Below are 20,564 nucleotides of genomic sequence, written 5' to 3' on the forward strand. Positions count from 1 at the left end.
TCAGTTAGTTGCTATTTAAATTGTTCCATGCGTTCATAAACAGTACTGCATTTTCATAGACTTGCTCTGGCGTCATGCCGGGGCGATATAGCGCAGAACCGAGGCCAAAGCCGTTTGCGCCGTGGCTCAGATAACGCGCCATGGTTTCCGGTGTGATACCGCCAACCGGTAACATCGGAACGGATTGTGGAATAACCGCACGCCAGGCTTTGGTAACTTCTGGCGTAATTTGTTCAGCCGGGAACAGCTTGATGGCATTAGCACCATGTTCAATGGCAGCAAAGGCTTCGGTGGGCGTGGCGACGCCAGGCGCACAATACATACCCAGCGCACGGGCGCGACGGATCACCGCAGTATCGCAATGCGGCATCACGATAATCTGGCCCCCAGCCTCTTTAACCGCAACCACCTGCTCTACCGAAAGCACAGTTCCGGCTCCGACCAGGCAGTCCTTAGGCAGGGCGTCGCGCAGTAAACTGATACTTTGCAACGCCTCCGGCGAGTTCATAGGAATCTCAATCAGGCGGAATCCGGCGGCGTACAGTTTTTCACCGATGGCGACAATCTCATCCGGTTTCACGCCGCGTAAAATGGCGACTAACCCGGTTTTTTGCAAAAGTGTATTAAATGGCATGGGTACATTCCCTGGCGTTGGTGGACAGTAACCCGGCAGCGTGGGCGATTCGCCATAATCCATGTTCAGTGGCATTAGGAATGGCGTGTATCTGTCTGTCGGGAAAAACGTGGCTGAATGCTTGTGAATAGCGGCTGTTCAGATTTGCGCTACCGATTAAGGCGATCGGTGTTGTGGCGGGTAAATCACGTAGCAAACTGGATGCCAGACCACATAATTCATGGCCTATCAGTAATCCGGAAAGGTAATCCCCCTGCGAGGACGACGTAAGATTACTGGTCAGCAGGCGCGAACGGGTCGAAAACAGCGTCGATAATAATCCGGTCTGATGATGCTCTTGTGCTGCTGTCAGCCCGTGGGTGAAGGCATCCCAGTGCGGTTCATCTCCAGGATGCATGGTGGCACCGAGAATCGAATGGCGGGATAAAACATCAAATAACTCGCCCGTCATAAAGGTTCGGAAATCGGTAATGGTGTTGTTTTCAACTACTGCCCATTTCGCATGTGTGCCGGGTAAGCCTATCAGCACTGGCATACCCTGATGGATCGCGTTTTGCAGGGCCGGTTCCATCGAGATAGCACCGAAGATTTGTGTCTCTTCGCCACGCATCACTTCGGGCATTTCACCTTCTTTAATCACGCCAGGAATGATGTGCAGCATTGTCTGCTGCTGGTGGATAACAGGCGTCAACTGCTTCGCCAGACCCTCGAGAGTGACCGGGCAAGGTAAATAAGCTGCTGATTGCCACCCTTGCGCACTGCCGAGCATGCCGCAAGCCAGTACCGGGCATGGGGTTTGTGCCAGCCAGTCGCCGCAGACACGTAAAAACGTATCGTGGAAAGCGTCCTCACGTGTTGCTGCCTGGGAGGGTAATTTCATGATCCCCCAGGGGAATTCACGTTTTTCTTGTGGATTTGGTGATTCGCCAAAACGCCATGCCCGAAGCGATGACGTTCCCCAGTCCAGGGCAATAAATGAGGGTGCTCCCGGCATTAGTCGTTTCCTTTAATCATGGTTTATTTATCTTTGCGGACGTGCTTACCCCAGCCCAGTTCAGCGGATATCTCTTCTGCACAGGATTTGACGTAAGGTGCCAGTTCTTCCAGACGCGCCAGCGACATATACGTGGTGGTACTGGCGACAGAAATAGCCGCCACAATTTCATCCCGGGCGTTGTAAACCGGCGCTGCAACGCAACGGATAGTCGGCTCGTTCTCTTCCAGATCAAAAGCAAAACCACTGGCGGCATAACGACGCATGTTCTGAATAAATGCGCCCAGTTTTGTTTCATCACCACAGGTCTTAAACAGCGTGCGCCACTCTTCTTCTGTTCGGTTGAGGATCAATGCCTTGCCGATGCCGGTGATTGCCAGTGGCATGCGATGGCCTGGGCGTGAGCGCATTTCCAGCCCGCGCTGACTGTTGATCTTCTCCAGATACAGCACTTCGTCGCCTTCAACGATCCCCAGATGCACGGTGTCCAGGGTGTAACGGGCAAGGCGTTGCAAAACGGGCTGGGCAATTTCGTACAGTGAGGTGCTTTCCAGTGCTCTGGCACCGAATTCGATCAGTTTGGCACCCAGTTGGTAGCCCTGCGTTGGGACATGGCGCAGGTAGCGTTGTTCCACCAGAACGGTGACTAAACGATGGGTTGTGCTCCGGGTCGTGCCGGTGAACTCGCCGATACTTTTTAGGTCATGGCAGCCGTTATAAACAGCATTAAGAACCGCCAGTCCACGTAATAACGTTTGTGCGCCTGCGGTGGTTGAAGAGGTTTCTGCCATACGTTTCTCCTGATGATATTGCTGAAGTGTTCCACATAATGACGTGGGGAAAAGGTGATATATCCCACAATATAAACTCCATCTCATATTGTGGGATAAAATAATGAAAATTAACGATCGTTTTGCGTAGCGCCTCGCAGGAAACTTCTTTCAAACTGGACGTTTGTACAGCACAATTCTATTTTGTGCGGGTAAGTTGTTGGGTCAGGAGGCTTTGTGGATTTCTCAATCATTGTTTATGCCATTATTGCGCTGGTTAGTGTGGTCATTGGCTGGCTGTTTGCCAGTTATCAACATGCGCAGCAAAAAGCCGAGCAATTAGCTGAACGTGAAGAGATGGTCGCGGAGTTAAGCGCGGCAAAACAACAAATTACTCAAAGCGAGCACTGGCGCGCTGAGTGCGAGTTACTCAATAACGAAGTGCGCAGCCTGCAAAGTATTAACACCTCTCTGGAGGCCGATCTGCGTGAAGTAACCACGCGGATGGAAGCCGCACAGCAACATGCTGACGATAAAATTCGCCAGATGATCAACAGCGAGCAGCGCCTCAGTGAGCAGTTTGAAAACCTCGCCAACCGTATTTTTGAGCACAGCAATCGCCGGGTTGATGAGCAAAACCGTCAGAGTCTGAACAGCCTGTTGTCGCCGCTACGTGAACAACTGGACGGTTTCCGCCGTCAGGTTCAGGACAGCTTCGGTAAAGAAGCACAGGAACGTCATACCCTGACCCACGAAATTCGCAATCTCCAGCAGCTCAATGCGCAAATGGCTCAGGAGGCGATCAACCTGACGCGCGCGCTGAAAGGCGACAATAAAACCCAGGGCAACTGGGGCGAGGTGGTATTGACGCGGGTGCTGGAGGCTTCCGGTCTGCGTGAAGGGTATGAATATGAAACTCAGGTCAGCATCGAAAATGACGCCCGCTCGCGGATGCAGCCGGATGTCATCGTGCGGTTGCCGCAGGGAAAAGATGTGGTGATCGACGCCAAAATGACGCTGGTCGCCTATGAACGCTATTTCAACGCCGAAGATGACTACACCCGCGAAAGCGCGCTACAGGAACATATCGCGTCGGTGCGTAACCATATCCGTTTGCTGGGACGCAAAGATTATCAACAGCTGCCGGGGCTGCGAACCCTGGATTACGTGCTGATGTTTATTCCCGTTGAACCCGCTTTTTTACTGGCGCTTGACCGCCAGCCGGAGCTGATCACCGAAGCGTTGAAAAACAATATCATGCTGGTTAGCCCGACTACGCTGCTGGTGGCGCTGCGCACTATCGCCAACCTGTGGCGTTATGAGCATCAAAGCCGCAACGCCCAGCAAATCGCCGATCGTGCCAGCAAGCTGTACGACAAGATGCGTTTGTTCGTCGATGACATGTCAGCGATTGGTCAAAGTCTCGACAAAGCGCAGGATAACTACCGCCAGGCAATGAAAAAACTCTCTTCAGGTCGCGGAAATGTGCTGGCGCAGGCAGAAGCGTTTCGCGGTTTAGGGGTAGAAATTAAACGCGAGATTAATCCTGATTTGGCTGAACAGGCGGTGAGCCAGGATGAAGAGTATCGACTGCGGTCGGTTCCGGAGCAGCCGAATGATGAAGCTTATCAACGCGATGATGAATATAATCAGCAGTCGCGCTAGCCCATTGGGGGTAGTTAAGCCGGGTAGAAATCTAGGGCATCGACGCCCAATCTGTTACACTTCTGGAACAATTTTTTGATGAGCAGGCATTGAGATGGTGGATAAGTCACAAGAAACGACGCACTTTGGTTTTCAGACCGTCGCGAAGGAACAAAAAGCGGATATGGTCGCTCACGTTTTCCATTCCGTGGCATCAAAATACGATGTCATGAATGATTTGATGTCATTCGGTATTCATCGTTTGTGGAAGCGATTCACGATTGATTGCAGCGGCGTACGCCGTGGGCAGACCGTGCTGGATCTGGCTGGTGGCACCGGCGACCTGACAGCGAAATTCTCTCGCCTGGTCGGAGAAACTGGCAAAGTGGTCCTTGCTGATATCAATGAATCCATGCTCAAAATGGGCCGCGAGAAGCTGCGTAATATCGGTGTGATTGGCAACGTTGAGTATGTTCAGGCGAACGCTGAGGCGCTGCCGTTCCCGGATAACACCTTTGATTGCATCACCATTTCGTTTGGTCTGCGTAACGTCACCGACAAAGATAAAGCACTGCGTTCAATGTATCGCGTGCTGAAACCCGGCGGCCGCCTGCTGGTGCTTGAGTTCTCGAAGCCAATTATCGAGCCGCTGAGCAAAGCCTATGATGCATACTCCTTCCATGTGCTGCCGCGTATTGGCTCACTGGTCGCGAACGACGCCGACAGCTACCGTTATCTGGCAGAATCCATCCGTATGCATCCCGATCAGGATACCCTGAAAACCATGATGCAGGATGCCGGATTCGAAAGTGTCGACTACTACAATCTGACGGCAGGGGTTGTGGCGCTGCATCGTGGTTATAAGTTCTGACAGGAGACCGGAAATGCCTTTTAAACCTTTAGTGACGGCAGGAATTGAAAGTCTGCTCAACACCTTCCTGTATCGCTCACCCGCGCTGAAAACGGCCCGCTCGCGTCTGTTGGGCAAAGTGCTGCGCGTGGAGGTAAAAGGCTTTTCGACGTCATTGATTCTGGTGTTCAGCGAACGCCAGGTCGATGTACTGGGCGAATGGGCAGGCGATGCTGACTGCACCGTTATCGCTTACGCCAGCGTGTTGCCGAAACTTCGCGATCGCCAGCAGCTTGCCGCACTGATTCGCAGTGGTGAGCTGGAAGTGCAGGGCGATATTCAGGTGGTGCAAAACTTCGTTGCGCTGGCAGATCTGGCTGAGTTCGACCCTGCGGAACTGCTGGCCCCTTATACCGGTGATATCGCCGCTGAAGGTATCAGCAAAGCCATGCGCGGAGGCGCAAAGTTTCTGCATCACGGCATTAAGCGCCAGCAACGTTATGTGGCGGAAGCCATTACTGAAGAGTGGCGTATGGCACCCGGTCCGCTTGAAGTGGCCTGGTTTGCGGAAGAGACGGCTGCCGTCGAGCGTGCTGTTGATGCCCTGACCAAACGGCTGGAAAAACTGGAGGCTAAATGACGCCAGGTGAAGTACGGCGCCTATATTTCATCATTCGCACTTTTTTAAGCTACGGACTTGATGAACTGATCCCCAAAATGCGTATCACCCTGCCGCTACGGCTATGGCGATACTCATTATTCTGGATGCCAAATCGGCATAAAGACAAACCTTTAGGTGAGCGACTACGACTGGCCCTGCAAGAACTGGGACCGGTATGGATCAAGTTCGGGCAGATGTTATCAACCCGCCGCGATCTTTTTCCGCCGCATATTGCCGATCAGCTGGCGTTATTGCAGGACAAAGTCGCTCCGTTTGATGGCAAGCTGGCGAAGCAGCAGATTGAAGCTGCAATGGGCGGCTTGCCGGTAGAAGCGTGGTTTGACGATTTTGAAATCAAGCCGCTGGCTTCTGCTTCTATCGCCCAGGTTCATACCGCGCGATTGAAATCGAATGGTAAAGAGGTGGTGATTAAAGTTATCCGCCCGGATATTTTGCCGGTCATTAAAGCGGATCTGAAACTTATTTACCGTCTGGCTCGCTGGGTGCCGCGTTTGCTGCCGGATGGTCGCCGTCTGCGCCCAACCGAAGTGGTGCGCGAGTACGAAAAGACCTTGATTGATGAACTGAATTTGCTGCGGGAATCTGCCAACGCCATTCAGCTTCGGCGCAATTTTGAAGACAGCCCGATGCTCTACATCCCGGAAGTTTACCCTGACTATTGTAGTGAAGGGATGATGGTGATGGAGCGTATTTACGGCATTCCAGTGTCTGATGTTGCGACGCTGGAGAAAAACGGCACCAACATGAAATTGCTGGCGGAACGCGGCGTGCAGGTGTTCTTCACTCAGGTCTTTCGCGACAGCTTTTTCCATGCCGATATGCACCCTGGCAACATCTTCGTAAGCTATGAACACCCGGAAAACCCGAAATATATCGGCATTGATTGCGGGATTGTTGGCTCGCTAAACAAAGAAGATAAACGCTATCTGGCGGAAAACTTTATCGCCTTCTTTAATCGCGACTATCGCAAAGTGGCAGAGCTACACGTCGATTCTGGTTGGGTGCCACCAGATACCAACGTTGAAGAGTTCGAATTTGCCATTCGTACGGTCTGTGAACCTATCTTTGAGAAACCGCTGGCCGAAATTTCGTTTGGACATGTACTGTTAAATCTGTTTAATACGGCGCGTCGCTTCAATATGGAAGTGCAGCCGCAACTGGTGTTACTCCAGAAAACCCTGCTCTACGTCGAAGGGGTAGGACGCCAGCTTTATCCGCAACTCGATTTATGGAAAACGGCGAAGCCTTTCCTGGAGTCGTGGATTAAAGATCAGGTCGGTATTCCTGCGCTGGTGAGAGCATTTAAAGAAAAAGCGCCGTTCTGGGTCGAAAAAATGCCAGAACTGCCTGAACTGGTTTACGACAGTTTGCGCCAGGGCAAGTATTTACAGCATAGTGTTGATAAGATTGCCCGCGAGCTTCAGTCAAATCATGTACGTCAGGGACAATCGCGTTATTTTCTCGGAATTGGCGCTACGTTAGTATTAAGTGGCACATTCTTGTTGGTCAGCCGACCTGAATGGGGGCTGATGCCCGGCTGGTTAATGGCAGGTGGTCTGATCGCCTGGTTTGTCGGTTGGCGCAAAACACGCTGATTTTTTCATCGCTCAAGGCGGGCCGTGTAACGTATAATGCGGCCTTGTTTAATCATCATCTACCACAGAGGAACATGTATGGGTGGTATCAGTATTTGGCAGTTATTGATTATTGCCGTCATCGTTGTACTGCTTTTTGGCACCAAAAAGCTCGGCTCCATCGGTTCCGATCTTGGTGCGTCGATCAAAGGCTTTAAAAAAGCAATGAGCGATGATGAACCAAAGCAGGATAAAACCAGTCAGGATGCTGATTTTACTGCGAAAACTATCGCCGATAAGCAGGCGGATACGAATCAGGAACAGGCTAAAACAGAAGACGCGAAGCGCCACGATAAAGAGCAGGTGTAATCCGTGTTTGATATCGGTTTTAGCGAACTGCTATTGGTATTCATCATCGGCCTCGTCGTTCTGGGGCCGCAACGACTGCCTGTGGCGGTAAAAACGGTCGCGGGCTGGATTCGCGCGTTGCGTTCACTGGCGACAACGGTGCAGAACGAACTGACCCAGGAGTTAAAACTCCAGGAGTTTCAGGACAGTCTGAAAAAGGTTGAAAAGGCGAGCCTCACTAACCTGACGCCCGAACTGAAAGCGTCGATGGATGAACTACGCCAGGCCGCGGAGTCGATGAAGCGTTCCTACGTTGCAAACGATCCTGAAAAGGCGAGCGATGAAGCGCACACCATCCACAACCCGGTGGTGAAAGACAATGAAGCTGCGCATGAAGGCGTAACGCCTGCTGCTGCACAAACGCAGGCCAGTTCGCCGGAACAGAAGCCAGAAACCACGCCAGAGCCGGTGGTAAAACCTGCTGCGGACGCTGAACCGAAAACCGCTGCACCTTCCCCTTCGTCGAGTGATAAACCGTAAACATGTCTGTAGAAGATACTCAACCGCTTATCACGCATCTGATTGAGCTGCGTAAGCGTCTGCTGAACTGCATTATCGCGGTGATCGTGATATTCCTGTGTCTGGTCTATTTCGCCAATGACATCTATCACCTGGTATCCGCGCCATTGATCAAGCAGTTGCCGCAAGGTTCAACGATGATCGCCACCGACGTGGCCTCGCCGTTCTTTACGCCGATCAAGCTGACCTTTATGGTGTCGCTGATTCTGTCAGCGCCGGTGATTCTCTATCAGGTGTGGGCGTTTATCGCCCCAGCGCTGTATAAGCATGAACGTCGCCTGGTGGTGCCGCTGCTGGTTTCCAGCTCTCTGTTGTTTTATATCGGCATGGCGTTCGCCTACTTTGTGGTCTTTCCGCTGGCATTTGGCTTCCTTGCCAATACCGCGCCGGAAGGGGTACAGGTATCCACCGACATCGCCAGCTATTTAAGCTTCGTTATGGCGCTGTTTATGGCGTTTGGTGTCTCCTTTGAAGTGCCGGTGGCAATCGTGCTGCTGTGCTGGATGGGGATTACCTCGCCAGAAGACTTACGCAAAAAACGCCCGTATGTGCTGGTTGGTGCATTCGTTGTCGGGATGCTGCTGACACCGCCGGATGTCTTCTCGCAAACGCTGTTAGCGATCCCGATGTACTGCCTGTTTGAAATCGGTGTCTTCTTCTCACGCTTTTACGTTGGTAAAGGGCGAAATCGGGAAGAGGAAAACGACGCTGAAGCAGAAAGCGAAAAAACTGAAGAATAAATTCAACCGCCCGTCAGGGCGGTTGTCATATGGAGTACAGGATGTTTGATATCGGCGTTAATTTGACCAGTTCGCAATTTGCGAAAGACCGTGATGATGTTGTAGCACGCGCTCTTGACGCGGGAGTTAATGGGCTATTCATCACCGGCACTAACCTGCGTGAAAGCCAGCAGGCGCAAAAACTGGCGCGTCAGTATTCGTCCTGTTGGTCAACGGCGGGCGTACATCCTCACGACAGCAGCCAGTGGCAAGCTGCGACTGAAGAAGCGATTATTGAGCTGGCCGCGCAGCCAGAAGTGGTGGCGATTGGTGAATGTGGTCTCGACTTTAACCGCAACTTTTCGACGCCGGAAGAGCAGGAACGCGCTTTTGTTGCCCAGCTACGCATTGCCGCAGAATTAAACATGCCGGTATTTATGCACTGTCGCGATGCCCACGAGCGGTTTATGACATTGCTGGAGCCGTGGCTGGATAAACTGCCTGGTGCGGTTCTTCATTGCTTTACCGGCACACGCGAAGAGATGCAGGCGTGCGTGGCGCATGGAATTTATATCGGCATTACCGGTTGGGTTTGCGATGAACGACGCGGACTAGAGCTGCGGGAACTGTTGCCGTTGATTCCGGCGGAGAAATTGCTGATCGAAACTGATGCGCCGTATTTGCTCCCGCGCGATCTCACGCCGAAGCCATCATCCCGGCGCAACGAGCCAGCCCATCTGCCCCATATTTTGCAACGAATTGCGCACTGGCGTGGAGAAGATGCCGCATGGCTGGCTGCCACCACGGATGCCAATGTCAAAACACTGTTTGGGATTGCGTTTTAGAGTTTGCGGAACTCGGTGTTCTTCACACTGTGCTTAATCTCTTTATTGATAAGATTAAGTAACAGCATGGAGCGAGCCTCGCCGTCGGGTTCGGTGAAAATGGCCTGAAAACCTTCGAACGCGCCTTCGGTAATAATCACCTTATCACCCGGATAAGGGGTTGCCGGATCGACAATGTCTTTCGGTTTATATACCGATAGCTGATGAATCACTGCCGATGGGACTATCGCTGGCGATGCGCCAAAGCGCACGAAGTGGCTGACACCGCGGGTCGCGTTGATAGTCGTGGTATGAATCACTTCTGGATCAAATTCCACAAACAGGTAGTTGGGGAACAATGGCTCACTGACTGCAGTACGTTTGCCACGCACGATTTTTTCCAGGGTGATCATCGGTGCCAGGCAATTCACAGCCTGTCTTTCGAGGTGTTCCTGGGCACGTTGAAGTTGCCCGCGCTTGCAGTACAGTAAATACCAGGATTGCATAATGACTCTTATCCGTTTAATCGGGGCGCAAGGATAGCAAAAGCTTTACGCTAAGTTAATTATATTCCCCGGTTTGCGTTATGCCGTCAGAGTTCACGCTAATTTAACAAATTTACAGCATCGCAAAGATGAACGCCGTATAATGGGCGCAGATTAAGAGGCTACAATGGACGCCATGAAATATAACGATTTACGCGACTTCCTGACGCTGCTTGAACAGCAGGGTGAGCTAAAACGTATCACGCTCCCGGTGGATCCGCATCTGGAAATCACTGAAATTGCTGACCGCACTTTGCGTGCCGGTGGGCCTGCGCTGTTGTTCGAAAACCCTAAAGGCTACTCAATGCCGGTGCTGTGCAACCTGTTCGGTACGCCAAAGCGCGTGGCGATGGGCATGGGGCAGGAAGATGTTTCGGCGCTGCGTGAAGTTGGTAAATTATTGGCGTTTCTGAAAGAGCCGGAGCCGCCAAAAGGTTTCCGCGACCTGTTTGATAAACTGCCGCAGTTTAAGCAAGTATTGAACATGCCGACAAAGCGGCTGCGTGGTGCGCCTTGCCAACAAAAAATCGTCTCTGGCGATGACGTCGATCTCAATCGTATTCCCATTATGACCTGCTGGCCGGAAGATGCTGCGCCGCTGATTACCTGGGGGCTCACCGTAACGCGCGGCCCGCATAAAGAGCGGCAGAATCTGGGCATTTATCGCCAGCAGCTAATTGGTAAAAACAAACTGATTATGCGCTGGCTGTCGCATCGCGGCGGCGCGTTGGATTATCAGGAGTGGTGTGCGGCGCATCCGGGCGAACGTTTCCCGGTTTCTGTGGCGCTGGGTGCCGATCCTGCCACGATTCTCGGTGCAGTCACCCCCGTTCCGGATACGCTTTCAGAGTATGCGTTTGCCGGATTGCTGCGCGGCACCAAGACCGAAGTGGTGAAGTGTATCTCCAATGACCTTGAAGTGCCCGCCAGTGCGGAGATTGTGCTGGAAGGGTATATCGAACAAGGCGAAACTGCGCCGGAAGGGCCGTATGGCGACCACACCGGTTACTATAACGAAGTCGATAGTTTTCCGGTATTTACCGTGACGCATATTACCCAGCGTGAAGATGCGATTTATCATTCCACCTATACCGGGCGTCCGCCAGATGAACCTGCGGTACTGGGTGTAGCACTGAACGAAGTGTTCGTGCCGATTCTGCAAAAACAGTTCCCGGAAATTGTCGATTTTTATCTGCCGCCGGAAGGCTGTTCTTATCGTCTGGCGGTAGTGACGATCAAAAAACAGTATGCCGGACACGCGAAGCGCGTCATGATGGGCGTCTGGTCGTTCTTACGCCAGTTTATGTACACTAAATTTGTGATCGTTTGCGATGATGACGTCAACGCCCGCGACTGGAACGATGTGATTTGGGCGATTACCACCCGTATGGACCCGGCGCGGGATACCGTTCTGGTAGAAAATACGCCTATTGATTATCTGGATTTTGCCTCCCCTGTCTCCGGGCTGGGTTCAAAAATGGGGCTGGATGCCACGAATAAATGGCCGGGGGAAACCCAGCGTGAATGGGGACGTCCCATCAAAAAAGATCCAGATGTTGTCGCGCATATTGACGCCATTTGGGATGAACTGGCTATTTTTAACAACGGTAAAAGCGCCTGATGCGCGTTTGTTTTGCCCTATTTATCGATCCGACAGAGAAAGCGCATGACAACCTTAAGCTGTAAAGTGACCTCGGTAGAAGCTATCACGGATACCGTATATCGTGTCCGCATCGTGCCAGACGCGGCCTTTTCTTTTCGTGCTGGTCAGTATTTGATGGTAGTGATGGATGAGCGCGACAAACGTCCGTTCTCAATGGCTTCGACGCCAGATGAAAAAGGGTTTATCGAGCTGCATATTGGCGCTTCTGAAATCAACCTTTACGCGAAAGCAGTCATGGACCGCATCCTCAAAGATCATCAAATCGTGGTCGATATTCCCCACGGAGAAGCGTGGCTGCGCGATGATGAAGAGCGTCCGATGATTTTGATTGCGGGCGGCACCGGGTTCTCTTATGCCCGCTCGATTTTGCTGACAGCGTTGGCGCGTAACCCAAACCGTGATATCACTATTTACTGGGGCGGGCGTGAAGAGCAGCATCTGTATGATCTCTGCGAGCTTGAGGCGCTTTCGTTGAAGCATCCTGGTCTACAAGTGGTGCCGGTGGTTGAACAACCGGAAGCGGGCTGGCGTGGGCGTACTGGCACCGTGTTAACGGCGGTATTGCAGGATCATGGTACGCTGGCAGAGCATGATATCTATATTGCCGGACGTTTTGAGATGGCGAAAATTGCTCGTGACCTGTTTTGCAGTGAGCGTAATGCGCGGGAAGATCGTCTGTTTGGCGATGCGTTTGCATTTATCTGAGATATAAAAAACCCGCCCCTGACAGGCGGGAAGAACGGCAACTAAAACGTTATTCAGTGGCATTTAGATCTATGTCGCATCCGGCATTCGGCACACGCTGCCTGATGCGACGCTGGCGCGTCTTATCAGGCCTACAATTGGTGCAGGATCGGTAGACCGGATAAGGCGTTCACGCCGCATCTGGCAAGTGGTTAAATCCGCTCAAACACCGTCGCAATACCCTGACCCAGACCGATACACATCGTCGCAAGACCAAACTGGGCATCCTTGCGCTCCATGAGATTTAGCAGCGTGCTGCTGATACGCGCACCGGAACAGCCCAACGGATGACCCAGCGCGATCGCGCCACCGTTGAGGTTGATCTTCTCGTCAATCTGCTCAATCAGTCCCAGATCTTTAATACATGGCAGGATCTGCGCGGCAAAGGCTTCATTCATTTCAAACACGCCGATATCACTGACAGAAAGCCCCGCTTTTTTCAGCGCCAATTTTGAGGCCGGAACCGGACCGTAACCCATAATCGACGGATCACAACCAACGACCGCCATCGAACGCACACGGGCGCGCGGCTTAAGACCTAATTCATGGGCGCGGCTTTCACTCATCACCAGCATGGCAGCTGCGCCATCGGAAAGCGCAGAAGATGTACCCGCCGTTACCGTACCGCTGACGGGATCAAACGCCGGACGCAGCGTGGCGAGGGCTTCCACGGTGGTTTCCGGGCGAATCACTTCGTCGTAATTAAACTGCTTCAGGACGCCGTCGGCATCGTGACCACCGGTCGGGATAATTTCATTTTTAAATGCACCCGACTGCGTGGCGGCCCAGGCGCGGGCGTGTGACCGTGCGGCAAAGGCATCCTGCATTTCACGGCTGATACCGTGCATACGCGCCAGCATTTCTGCCGTTAAGCCCATCATGCCCGCCGCTTTGGCGACATTACGGCTAAGGCCGGGGTGAAAATCGACGCCGTGACTCATCGGCACATGGCCCATATGCTCCACGCCGCCAACCAGACATGCCTGCGCATCGCCGGTCATGATCATTCGTGCTGCGTCATGCAGTGCCTGCATGGATGAACCACACAAGCGATTGACAGTAACCGCCGGGACAGAGTGCGGCACTTCAGCCAACAGTGCCGCGTTACGGGCGATGTTAAAACCCTGCTCCAGCGTCTGCTGCACACAACCCCAGTAAATATCGTCGAGGGCCGCCGCTTCCAGCGCCGGGTTACGCGCCAGCAGGCTACGCATTAAATGAGCGGAGAGATCTTCCGCACGCACGTGACGAAAAGCACCGCCCTTCGAACGGCCCATCGGGGTGCGAATTGCATCGACAATGACAACCTGTTCCATTGTGACTCCTTAAGCCATTTTCAGGTCGCCAACCGGACGGGCTGGCTCAACCGGGGGATAGTACGGTTCGTTATGACGCGCTTTATTACGCAGACCTTCCGGCACTTCATACAGCGGGCCGAGATGCTGATATTGCTGTGCCATATCGAGGTATTTTGCGCTACCGAGGGTGTCCAGCCAGCGGAACGCGCCGCCGTGAAACGGAGGGAAGCCCAGGCCGTAGACCAGCGCCATATCCGCTTCTGCCGGAGTGGCGATAATGCCTTCTTCCAGACAGCGCACCACTTCGTTGACCATCGGGATCATCATGCGGGCGATAATCTCTTCTTCGCTGAAATCGCGCTTCGGCTGGCTCACTTCTGCCAGCAGGTCGTCAACGACGGCATCTTCTTCTTTCTTCGGCTTGCCTTTACTGTCTTCTTTATAACGCCAGAAACCGAGGCCGTTCTTCTGACCAAAGCGGTTGGCATCAAACAGCGCGTCGATGGCATCGCGGTAATCTTTCTGCATCCGCTGCGGGAAGCCTGCTGCCATCACCGCCTGAGCGTGATGCGCGGTATCAATCCCCACAACGTCCAGCAGATATGCCGGCCCCATCGGCCAGCCAAACTGTTTTTCCATCACTTTATCGATCTTGCGGAAATCCGCGCCGTCGCGCAGCAGCTGGCTGAAACCCGCGAAGTAGGGGAACAGCACGCGGTTAACGAAGAATCCGGGGCAGTCGTTAACCACAATCGGCGTTTTGCCCATCTTGCTCGCCCAGGCGACAACTTTCGCGATGGTTTCGTCGGAGCTTTTCTCGCCGCGAATAATTTCCACCAACGGCATTCGGTGGACCGGGTTAAAGAAGTGCATCCCGCAGAAGTTTTCCGGACGCTCCAGCGCGTTGGCCAGTTCGCTGATAGGAATGGTTGAAGTGTTAGACGCAAGCACGGTATCCGGGCGTACTTTTTGTTCGGTTTCTGCCAGTACGGCTTTTTTCACTTTCGGGTTTTCGACAACCGCTTCTACCACAACATCTACGCGGTCAAAACCAGAGTAATCGAGCGTTGGGTGGATCGTGGAGATCACGCCAGCCAGTTTCAGACCATCGATCTTGCCGCGCTCAAGCTGCTTGTTCAGCAGTTTCGCGGCTTCGGTCATGCCGAGGGTTAACGACTTGTCGTTGATATCTTTCATGACAACCGGCACGCCTTTCCACGCAGACTGGTAAGCGATGCCGCCGCCCATAATGCCTGCGCCCAGCACAGCGGCCCGTTTCGGCGTTTCAACGTCTTTGGTGAGTTTCTTCGCTTTGCCTTTTACATATTGATCGTTAAGGAATATGCCGACCAATGCGCGAGCTTCGTTGGTATGCGCCAGCGGGACAAAACTTTTGTTTTCCAGGTTTAGGGCTTCTTCACGACCAAAACGGGCCGCAGCTTCAATGGTTTTTACTGCGGTGATGGGGGCCGGATAATGTTTCCCCGCCGTTTGTGCGACCATCCCTTTAGCGATGGTGAAGCTCATGATGGCTTCAATCTTGCTCAGTTTTAGCGGTTCCAGCTTCGGCTGACGTTTCGCTTTCCAGTCGAGGTCGCCGTTAATGGCCTGGCGTAAAATCGCCATCGCCCCTTCAATCAGTTTTTCTGCTTTGACTACACCATCCACCAGACCGATTTTCAGCGCCTGATCCGCGCCGACATCTTTACCGGCGGCAATGATTTCCAGCGCACTGTCAGCGCCCAGCATACGTGGCATACGTACAGAACCGCCAAAGCCCGGCATGATGCCCAGTTTGGTTTCCGGCAGACCGATGCGCAGATCCGGCGTCGCCAGACGATAATCGGTCGCCAGCACGCATTCGCAGCCACCGCCCAGCGCATAGCCGTTGACGGCAGCAATGGTCGGCACCGGGAGATCTTCCAGGCGATTAAACACGCTATTGGCAAAGTGCAGCCACTGACTTAACTGTTCTTCAGGAACGAGGAACAGGGACAAAAATTCGGTGATATCAGCACCGACGATAAAGGCTGCTTTGTTCGAACGCAGCAGCAGCCCTTTTAGATCTGATTGCTGTTCCAGCACGCCGATGGCCTCGCCGAGGCTGGCGACGGTCGCAGTGTCGAGTTTATTAACTGAACCTGGGGCATCAAATACCAGTTCGGCAATGCCATCTTCCAGCCAGTCAAGGTACAGGGTGTCGCCTTTGTAAAGCATGTCAGTCTCCTGAATCCGCAAGGTGATCTGGTCGTACCAGATGCATCGAAGTGTGTATTTTGTGTTAAAAATATGCAAATAAAAGATTAAAGAAATGCCGATCTGATCACGCTCGGCAGAAATCACGCTCTGGATGAACGATGTGCTAAGATGCGGAGACTTAAGGTCAAAAAAACAGAAGGGTAAAAAATGGAATCACTGGCCTCACTCTATAAAAATCATATAGCTACCTTACAAGAACGGACTCGCGATGCGCTGGCGCGCTTCAAGCTGGATGCGTTACTTATTCACTCCGGCGAACTGTTCAACGTTTTTCTCGACGATCATCCCTATCCGTTTAAAGTGAATCCGCAATTCAAAGCGTGGGTGCCGGTAACTCAGGTGCCAAACTGCTGGCTGTTGGTGGATGGCGTGAACAAGCCGAAACTGTGGTTTTATCTGCCGGTTGATTACTGGCACAACGTCGAACCGCTGCCGACCTCCTTCTGGACTGAAGATGTAGAAGTGATCGCGCTGCCGAAAGCCGATGGCATTGGTAGCCTGCTGCCTGCTGCGCGCGGGAATATCGGTTATATCGGTCCGGTGCCGGAGCGTGCGCTGCAACTGGGTATTGAGGCCAGCAATATCAACCCGAAAGGGGTGATCGACTACCTGCATTACTACCGCTCCTTCAAAACCGAGTACGAACTGGCCTGTATGCGTGAAGCGCAGAAAATGGCGGTCAACGGTCATCGCGCGGCAGAAGAAGCGTTCCGTTCTGGCATGAGCGAGTTCGATATCAATATTGCCTATCTGACCGCGACCGGTCATCGTGATACCGACGTACCTTACAGCAACATTGTGGCGCTTAACGAACACGCTGCGGTGTTGCATTACACCAAACTGGACCACCAGGCACCGGAAGAGATGCGCAGCTTCCTGCTGGATGCCGGGGCCGAATATAACGGCTATGCGGCTGACCTGACCCGTACCTGGTCGGCAAAAAGCGACAACGACTACGCACAGCTGGTGAAAGACGTAAATGATGAGCAACTGGCGCTGATCGCCACCATGAAAGCAGGCGTCAGCTATGTGGATTACCATATCCAGTTCCATCAGCGCATCGCCAAACTGCTGCGTAAACATCAAATCATCACCGATATGAGTGAAGAAGCGATGGTCGAAAACGATCTCACCGGACCGTTTATGCCGCACGGTATCGGCCATCCGCTGGGCCTGCAGGTGCATGACGTAGCCGGTTTCATGCAGGATGATAGCGGTACGCACCTCGCGGCACCGGCAAAATATCCGTACCTGCGCTGCACCCGTATTCTCCAGCCGGGCATGGTGTTAACCATCGAGCCGGGTATCTACTTCATCGAATCGCTACTGGCACCGTGGCGTGAAGGGCAGTTCAGTAAACACTTTAACTGGCAGAAAATTGAAGCACTGAAACCGTTCGGCGGCATTCGTATCGAAGACAACGTGGTGATCCACGAAAACAACGTGGAGAACATGACCCGGGATCTGAAACTGGCGTGATGGAAAGCTGGTTAATTCCTGCGGCACCGGTCACGGTCGTTGAAGAGATTAAAAAGAGCCGCTTCATTACGCTGTTGGCGCATACCGATGGCGTTGAGGCGGCGAAAGCGTTTGTTGAATCGGTGCGAGCAGAACACCCCGATGCCCGCCACCATTGCGTGGCGTGGGTGGCGGGTGCGCCTGACGATTCACAACAGCTGGGTTTCTCTGACGACGGGGAGCCGACGGGAACGGCAGGTAAACCGATGCTCGCCCAACTAATGGGCAGCGGCGTCGGGGAAATTACCGCTGTGGTGGTGCGCTACTACGGCGGCATATTGCTTGGCACCGGTGGGTTAGTGAAAGCGTATGGCGGCGGCGTGAATCAGGCGCTGCGCCAGCTAACGACCCAACGCAAGACACCATTAACCGAATATACTTTGCAATGTGAATATAGTCAGTTAACCGGCATTGAAGCGTTGCTGGGGCAGTGTGACGGCAAAATTATCAACAGTGATTATCAGGCATTCGTTCTGCTGCGGGTGGCGCTTCCGGCGGCGAAAGTGGCTGAATTTTCCGCAAAGCTGGCGGATTTTAGCCGTGGTTCATTGCAATTGTTAGCGATTGAAGAATAATCCCCACTTCGTTTTGCAGAACTAAGGAAGCGGCAGAGATGCATTTTCGCGCCATTACCCGAATCGTTGGACTACTGGTCATCTTATTTTCAGGGACCATGATTATCCCTGGGCTGGTAGCACTCATCTACCGGGATGGAGCGGGCCGCGCTTTTACCCAGACCTTTTTTGTCGCCCTCGCCATTGGCTCTATGCTTTGGTGGCCGAACCGCAAAGAGAAGGGTGAACTGAAATCCCGTGAGGGGTTTCTGATAGTGGTGCTGTTCTGGACCGTGCTGGGTAGCGTCGGTGCGCTCCCTTTTATCTTCTCGGAAAGCCCGAACCTCACGATTACCGATGCGTTTTTTGAATCTTTCTCTGGCCTGACCACCACGGGGGCCACTACGCTAGTGGGGCTGGATTCGCTCCCTCACGCCATCCTCTTTTATCGCCAGATGCTGCAATGGTTTGGCGGGATGGGGATCATCGTATTAGCGGTTGCGATACTGCCTATCCTCGGCGTGGGTGGGATGCAGCTCTATCGCGCAGAAATGCCCGGCCCGCTGAAAGATAACAAAATGCGCCCGCGAATTGCGGAAACGGCGAAAACCCTGTGGTTGATTTATGTCTTGCTGACCGTCGCCTGTGCGCTGGCGTTGTGGTTTGCCGGAATGGATGCCTTTGATGCCATCGGCCATAGCTTTGCGACTATCGCTATTGGCGGCTTCTCGACACATGATGCCAGTATCGGTTATTTCGACAGCCCGACTATTAACACTATCATTGCTATCTTCCTGCTGATCTCCGGCTGTAACTACGGTCTGCACTTTTCACTGTTAAGTGGGCGTAGTCTGAAGGTTTATTGGCGCGATCCGGAATTTCGCATGTTTATCGGCGTACAGTTTACGCTGGTGGTTATTTGTACACTCGTGCTGTGGTTTCATAATGTCTACAGTTCGGCGCTGATGACAATTAACCAGGCGTTTTTCCAGGTGGTGTCGATGGCGACAACCGCCGGGTTTACGACTGACAGCATTGCCCGCTGGCCGCTCTTTTTGCCGGTACTGCTCTTATGTTCAGCTTTTATCGGCGGTTGTGCCGGGTCAACGGGCGGTGGCCTGAAAGTGATCCGCATCCTGCTGCTGTTTAAGCAGGGGAACCGTGAGCTGAAACGACTGGTGCATCCGAACGCCGTCTACAGCATTAAGCTGGGGAATCGCGCACTGCCGGAACGTATCCTCGAAGCCGTTTGGGGATTTTTCTCCGCCTATGCATTGGTGTTTATTGTCAGTATGCTGGCGATTATCGCCACGGGCGTGGATGACTTTTCTGCCTTTGCCTCGGTTGTTGCAACATTGAATAACCTGGGGCCAGGGCTTGGCGTGGTTGCTGATAACTTTACCAGTATGAACCCGGTGGCTAAATGGATCCTGATTGCCAACATGCTGTTTGGTCGTCTCGAGGTCTTTACATTGCTGGTGCTCTTTACCCCGACTTTCTGGCGTGAATGATGGAGTAATACGTGAAAACATTAATTCTTTTCTCAACAAGGGACGGACAAACGCGCGAGATTGCCTCCTACCTGGCTTCGGAACTGAAAGAACTGGGGATCCAGGCGGATGTCGCCAATGTGCACCGCATTGAAGAACCACAGTGGGAAAACTACGACCGTGTGGTCATTGGTGCTTCTATTCGCTATGGTCACTACCACTCTGCGTTCCAGGAATTTGTCAAAAAGCATGCGACGCGGCTGAATTCGATGCCGAGCGCCTTTTACTCCGTAAACCTGGTGGCGCGTAAACCGGAGAAGCGTACTCCACAGACCAACAGCTACGCGCGGAAGTTTCTGATGAACTCGCAATGGCGTCCCGATCGCTGCGCGGTCATTGCCGGGGCGCTGCGTTATCCACGTTACCGCTGGTACGACCGCTTTATGATCAAACTGATTATGAAGATGTCAGGCGGTGAAACGGATACGCGCAAAGAAGTTGTCTATACCGATTGGGAGCAGGTGGCGAATTTCGCCCGAGAAATCGCCCATTTAACCGACAAACCGACGCTGAAATAAGCATAAAGAATAAAAAATGCGCGGTCAGAAAATTATTTTAAATTTCCTCTTGTCAGGCCGGAATAACTCCCTATAATGCGCCACCACTGACACGGAACAACGGCAAACACGCCGCCGGGTCAGCGGGGTTCTCCTGAGAATCTCAACAGAGAAAAGCAAAAAAATGCTTGACTCTGTAGCGGGAAGGCGTATTATGCACACCCCGCGCCGCTGAGAAAAAGCGAAGCGGCACTGCTCTTTAACAATTTATCAGACAATCTGTGTGGGCACTCGAAGATACGGATTCTTAACGTCGCA

20 protein-coding genes are annotated in these 20,564 nt (G+C 52.9%); 14 read left to right on the plus strand and 6 right to left on the minus strand.

From position 1 onward, the window contains the following. Positions 1–4 precede the first annotated feature (4 nt). Genes ACJHWT_RS15610 through ACJHWT_RS15620 form a run of 3 tightly spaced genes read right to left on the minus strand, consistent with a single transcriptional unit; the run spans position 5 to position 2,419 of the window. Positions 5–634 (minus strand): 2-dehydro-3-deoxy-6-phosphogalactonate aldolase, encoded by a 630-nt coding sequence (locus ACJHWT_RS15610; protein ID WP_001116472.1) that lies wholly within the window; start codon positions 632–634, stop codon positions 5–7. Further along, entirely contained in the window at positions 624–1,628 is a 1,005-nt protein-coding gene (locus ACJHWT_RS15615) for a 2-dehydro-3-deoxygalactonokinase (protein ID WP_001117533.1), read from the minus strand. Before ACJHWT_RS15615 ends, ACJHWT_RS15610 begins: the two co-directional genes overlap by 11 nt. Before the next feature lie 23 nt (positions 1,629–1,651). Next, positions 1,652–2,419 (minus strand): IclR family transcriptional regulator, encoded by a 768-nt coding sequence (locus tag ACJHWT_RS15620; RefSeq protein ID WP_000852398.1) that lies wholly within the window; start codon positions 2,417–2,419, stop codon positions 1,652–1,654. 216 nt (positions 2,420–2,635) lie between these two features. Between ACJHWT_RS15620 and rmuC the strand changes: the two genes are divergently transcribed. From rmuC to tatD, 8 genes are all read left to right on the plus strand, one after another. Then, on the plus strand, positions 2,636–4,063 hold the full coding sequence (rmuC, locus tag ACJHWT_RS15625; RefSeq protein WP_000347695.1) for a DNA recombination protein RmuC: 1,428 nt from the start codon (positions 2,636–2,638) through the stop codon (positions 4,061–4,063). Positions 4,064–4,157: 94 nt separating this feature from the next. Continuing rightward, positions 4,158–4,913, plus strand: coding sequence for a bifunctional demethylmenaquinone methyltransferase/2-methoxy-6-polyprenyl-1,4-benzoquinol methylase UbiE (gene ubiE / locus ACJHWT_RS15630; protein WP_000227959.1), 756 nt, complete (start codon positions 4,158–4,160; stop codon positions 4,911–4,913). Between the two features lie 13 nt (positions 4,914–4,926). Continuing rightward, complete coding sequence (gene ubiJ, locus ACJHWT_RS15635; protein ID WP_001309097.1) at positions 4,927–5,532, plus strand: ubiquinone biosynthesis protein UbiJ; 606 nt, start codon at positions 4,927–4,929, stop codon at positions 5,530–5,532. Then, a complete protein-coding gene (gene ubiB / locus ACJHWT_RS15640) occupies positions 5,529–7,169 on the plus strand; it encodes a ubiquinone biosynthesis regulatory protein kinase UbiB (protein WP_000187545.1) in 1,641 nt (546 codons plus the stop codon). Before ubiJ ends, ubiB begins: the two co-directional genes overlap by 4 nt. Positions 7,170–7,247: 78 nt before the next feature. Then, on the plus strand, positions 7,248–7,517 hold the full coding sequence (gene tatA / locus ACJHWT_RS15645; protein ID WP_001295260.1) for a Sec-independent protein translocase subunit TatA: 270 nt from the start codon (positions 7,248–7,250) through the stop codon (positions 7,515–7,517). A 3-nt stretch (positions 7,518–7,520) separates the two neighbouring features. Further along, the gene (gene tatB, locus ACJHWT_RS15650) at positions 7,521–8,036 is read left to right on the plus strand and encodes a Sec-independent protein translocase protein TatB (protein ID WP_000459594.1); all 516 of its coding nucleotides are present in this window, start codon (positions 7,521–7,523) and stop codon (positions 8,034–8,036) included. A gap of 2 nt (positions 8,037–8,038) precedes the next feature. Further along, positions 8,039–8,815: a Sec-independent protein translocase subunit TatC gene (tatC, locus tag ACJHWT_RS15655; protein WP_000109943.1), complete on the plus strand. Its 777-nt coding sequence runs from the start codon at positions 8,039–8,041 to the stop codon at positions 8,813–8,815. 41 nt (positions 8,816–8,856) lie between these two features. After that, positions 8,857–9,639, plus strand: coding sequence for a 3'-5' ssDNA/RNA exonuclease TatD (gene tatD, locus ACJHWT_RS15660; protein WP_001696353.1), 783 nt, complete (start codon positions 8,857–8,859; stop codon positions 9,637–9,639). Here tatD and rfaH read toward each other — a convergent pair. Further along, positions 9,636–10,124 carry a transcription/translation regulatory transformer protein RfaH gene (rfaH, locus tag ACJHWT_RS15665; RefSeq protein WP_001192396.1) on the minus strand — a complete coding sequence of 163 codons (489 nt, stop codon included), beginning with the start codon at positions 10,122–10,124 and terminating at the stop codon, positions 9,636–9,638. The genes tatD and rfaH overlap by 4 nt on opposite strands. A gap of 166 nt (positions 10,125–10,290) precedes the next feature. Between rfaH and ubiD the strand changes: the two genes are divergently transcribed. After that, entirely contained in the window at positions 10,291–11,784 is a 1,494-nt protein-coding gene (gene ubiD / locus ACJHWT_RS15670; RefSeq protein ID WP_000339804.1) for a 4-hydroxy-3-polyprenylbenzoate decarboxylase, read from the plus strand. 45 nt (positions 11,785–11,829) lie between these two features. Next, entirely contained in the window at positions 11,830–12,531 is a 702-nt protein-coding gene (gene fre / locus ACJHWT_RS15675) for an NAD(P)H-flavin reductase (RefSeq protein WP_000209826.1), read from the plus strand. Positions 12,532–12,722: 191 nt separating this feature from the next. On the opposite strand, the gene fadA is transcribed toward fre, so the two are convergent. Together fadA and fadB are read right to left on the minus strand one after the other, a co-directional pair. After that, positions 12,723–13,886 carry an acetyl-CoA C-acyltransferase FadA gene (gene fadA, locus ACJHWT_RS15680; protein WP_000438701.1) on the minus strand — a complete coding sequence of 388 codons (1,164 nt, stop codon included), beginning with the start codon at positions 13,884–13,886 and terminating at the stop codon, positions 12,723–12,725. Between the two features lie 9 nt (positions 13,887–13,895). Next, positions 13,896–16,085, minus strand: a complete 2,190-nt coding sequence (gene fadB, locus ACJHWT_RS15685) for a fatty acid oxidation complex subunit alpha FadB (RefSeq protein WP_021539338.1) — start codon at positions 16,083–16,085, stop codon at positions 13,896–13,898. Positions 16,086–16,274: 189 nt separating this feature from the next. On the opposite strand from fadB, the gene pepQ reads away from it, so the two are divergent. From pepQ to hemG, 4 genes are read left to right on the plus strand one after another with little or no spacing between them, the layout of a single operon-like run. Further along, positions 16,275–17,606, plus strand: coding sequence for a Xaa-Pro dipeptidase (pepQ, locus tag ACJHWT_RS15690; protein WP_000444561.1), 1,332 nt, complete (start codon positions 16,275–16,277; stop codon positions 17,604–17,606). Beyond that, positions 17,606–18,220 (plus strand): IMPACT family protein, encoded by a 615-nt coding sequence (locus tag ACJHWT_RS15695; RefSeq protein WP_001318154.1) that lies wholly within the window; start codon positions 17,606–17,608, stop codon positions 18,218–18,220. The genes pepQ and ACJHWT_RS15695 overlap by 1 nt, the downstream gene beginning before the upstream one ends. Positions 18,221–18,258: 38 nt before the next feature. After that, positions 18,259–19,710 (plus strand): Trk system potassium transporter TrkH, encoded by a 1,452-nt coding sequence (gene trkH, locus ACJHWT_RS15700; protein ID WP_000545677.1) that lies wholly within the window; start codon positions 18,259–18,261, stop codon positions 19,708–19,710. Between the two features lie 11 nt (positions 19,711–19,721). Then, positions 19,722–20,267, plus strand: a complete 546-nt coding sequence (gene hemG / locus ACJHWT_RS15705; protein ID WP_000853959.1) for a menaquinone-dependent protoporphyrinogen IX dehydrogenase — start codon at positions 19,722–19,724, stop codon at positions 20,265–20,267. The last annotated feature ends 297 nt before the right edge of the window (positions 20,268–20,564 follow it).

It is taken from the genome of Escherichia sp. WS338, assembly GCF_046486405.1.
Taxonomy (GTDB): domain Bacteria; phylum Pseudomonadota; class Gammaproteobacteria; order Enterobacterales; family Enterobacteriaceae; genus Escherichia; species Escherichia coli.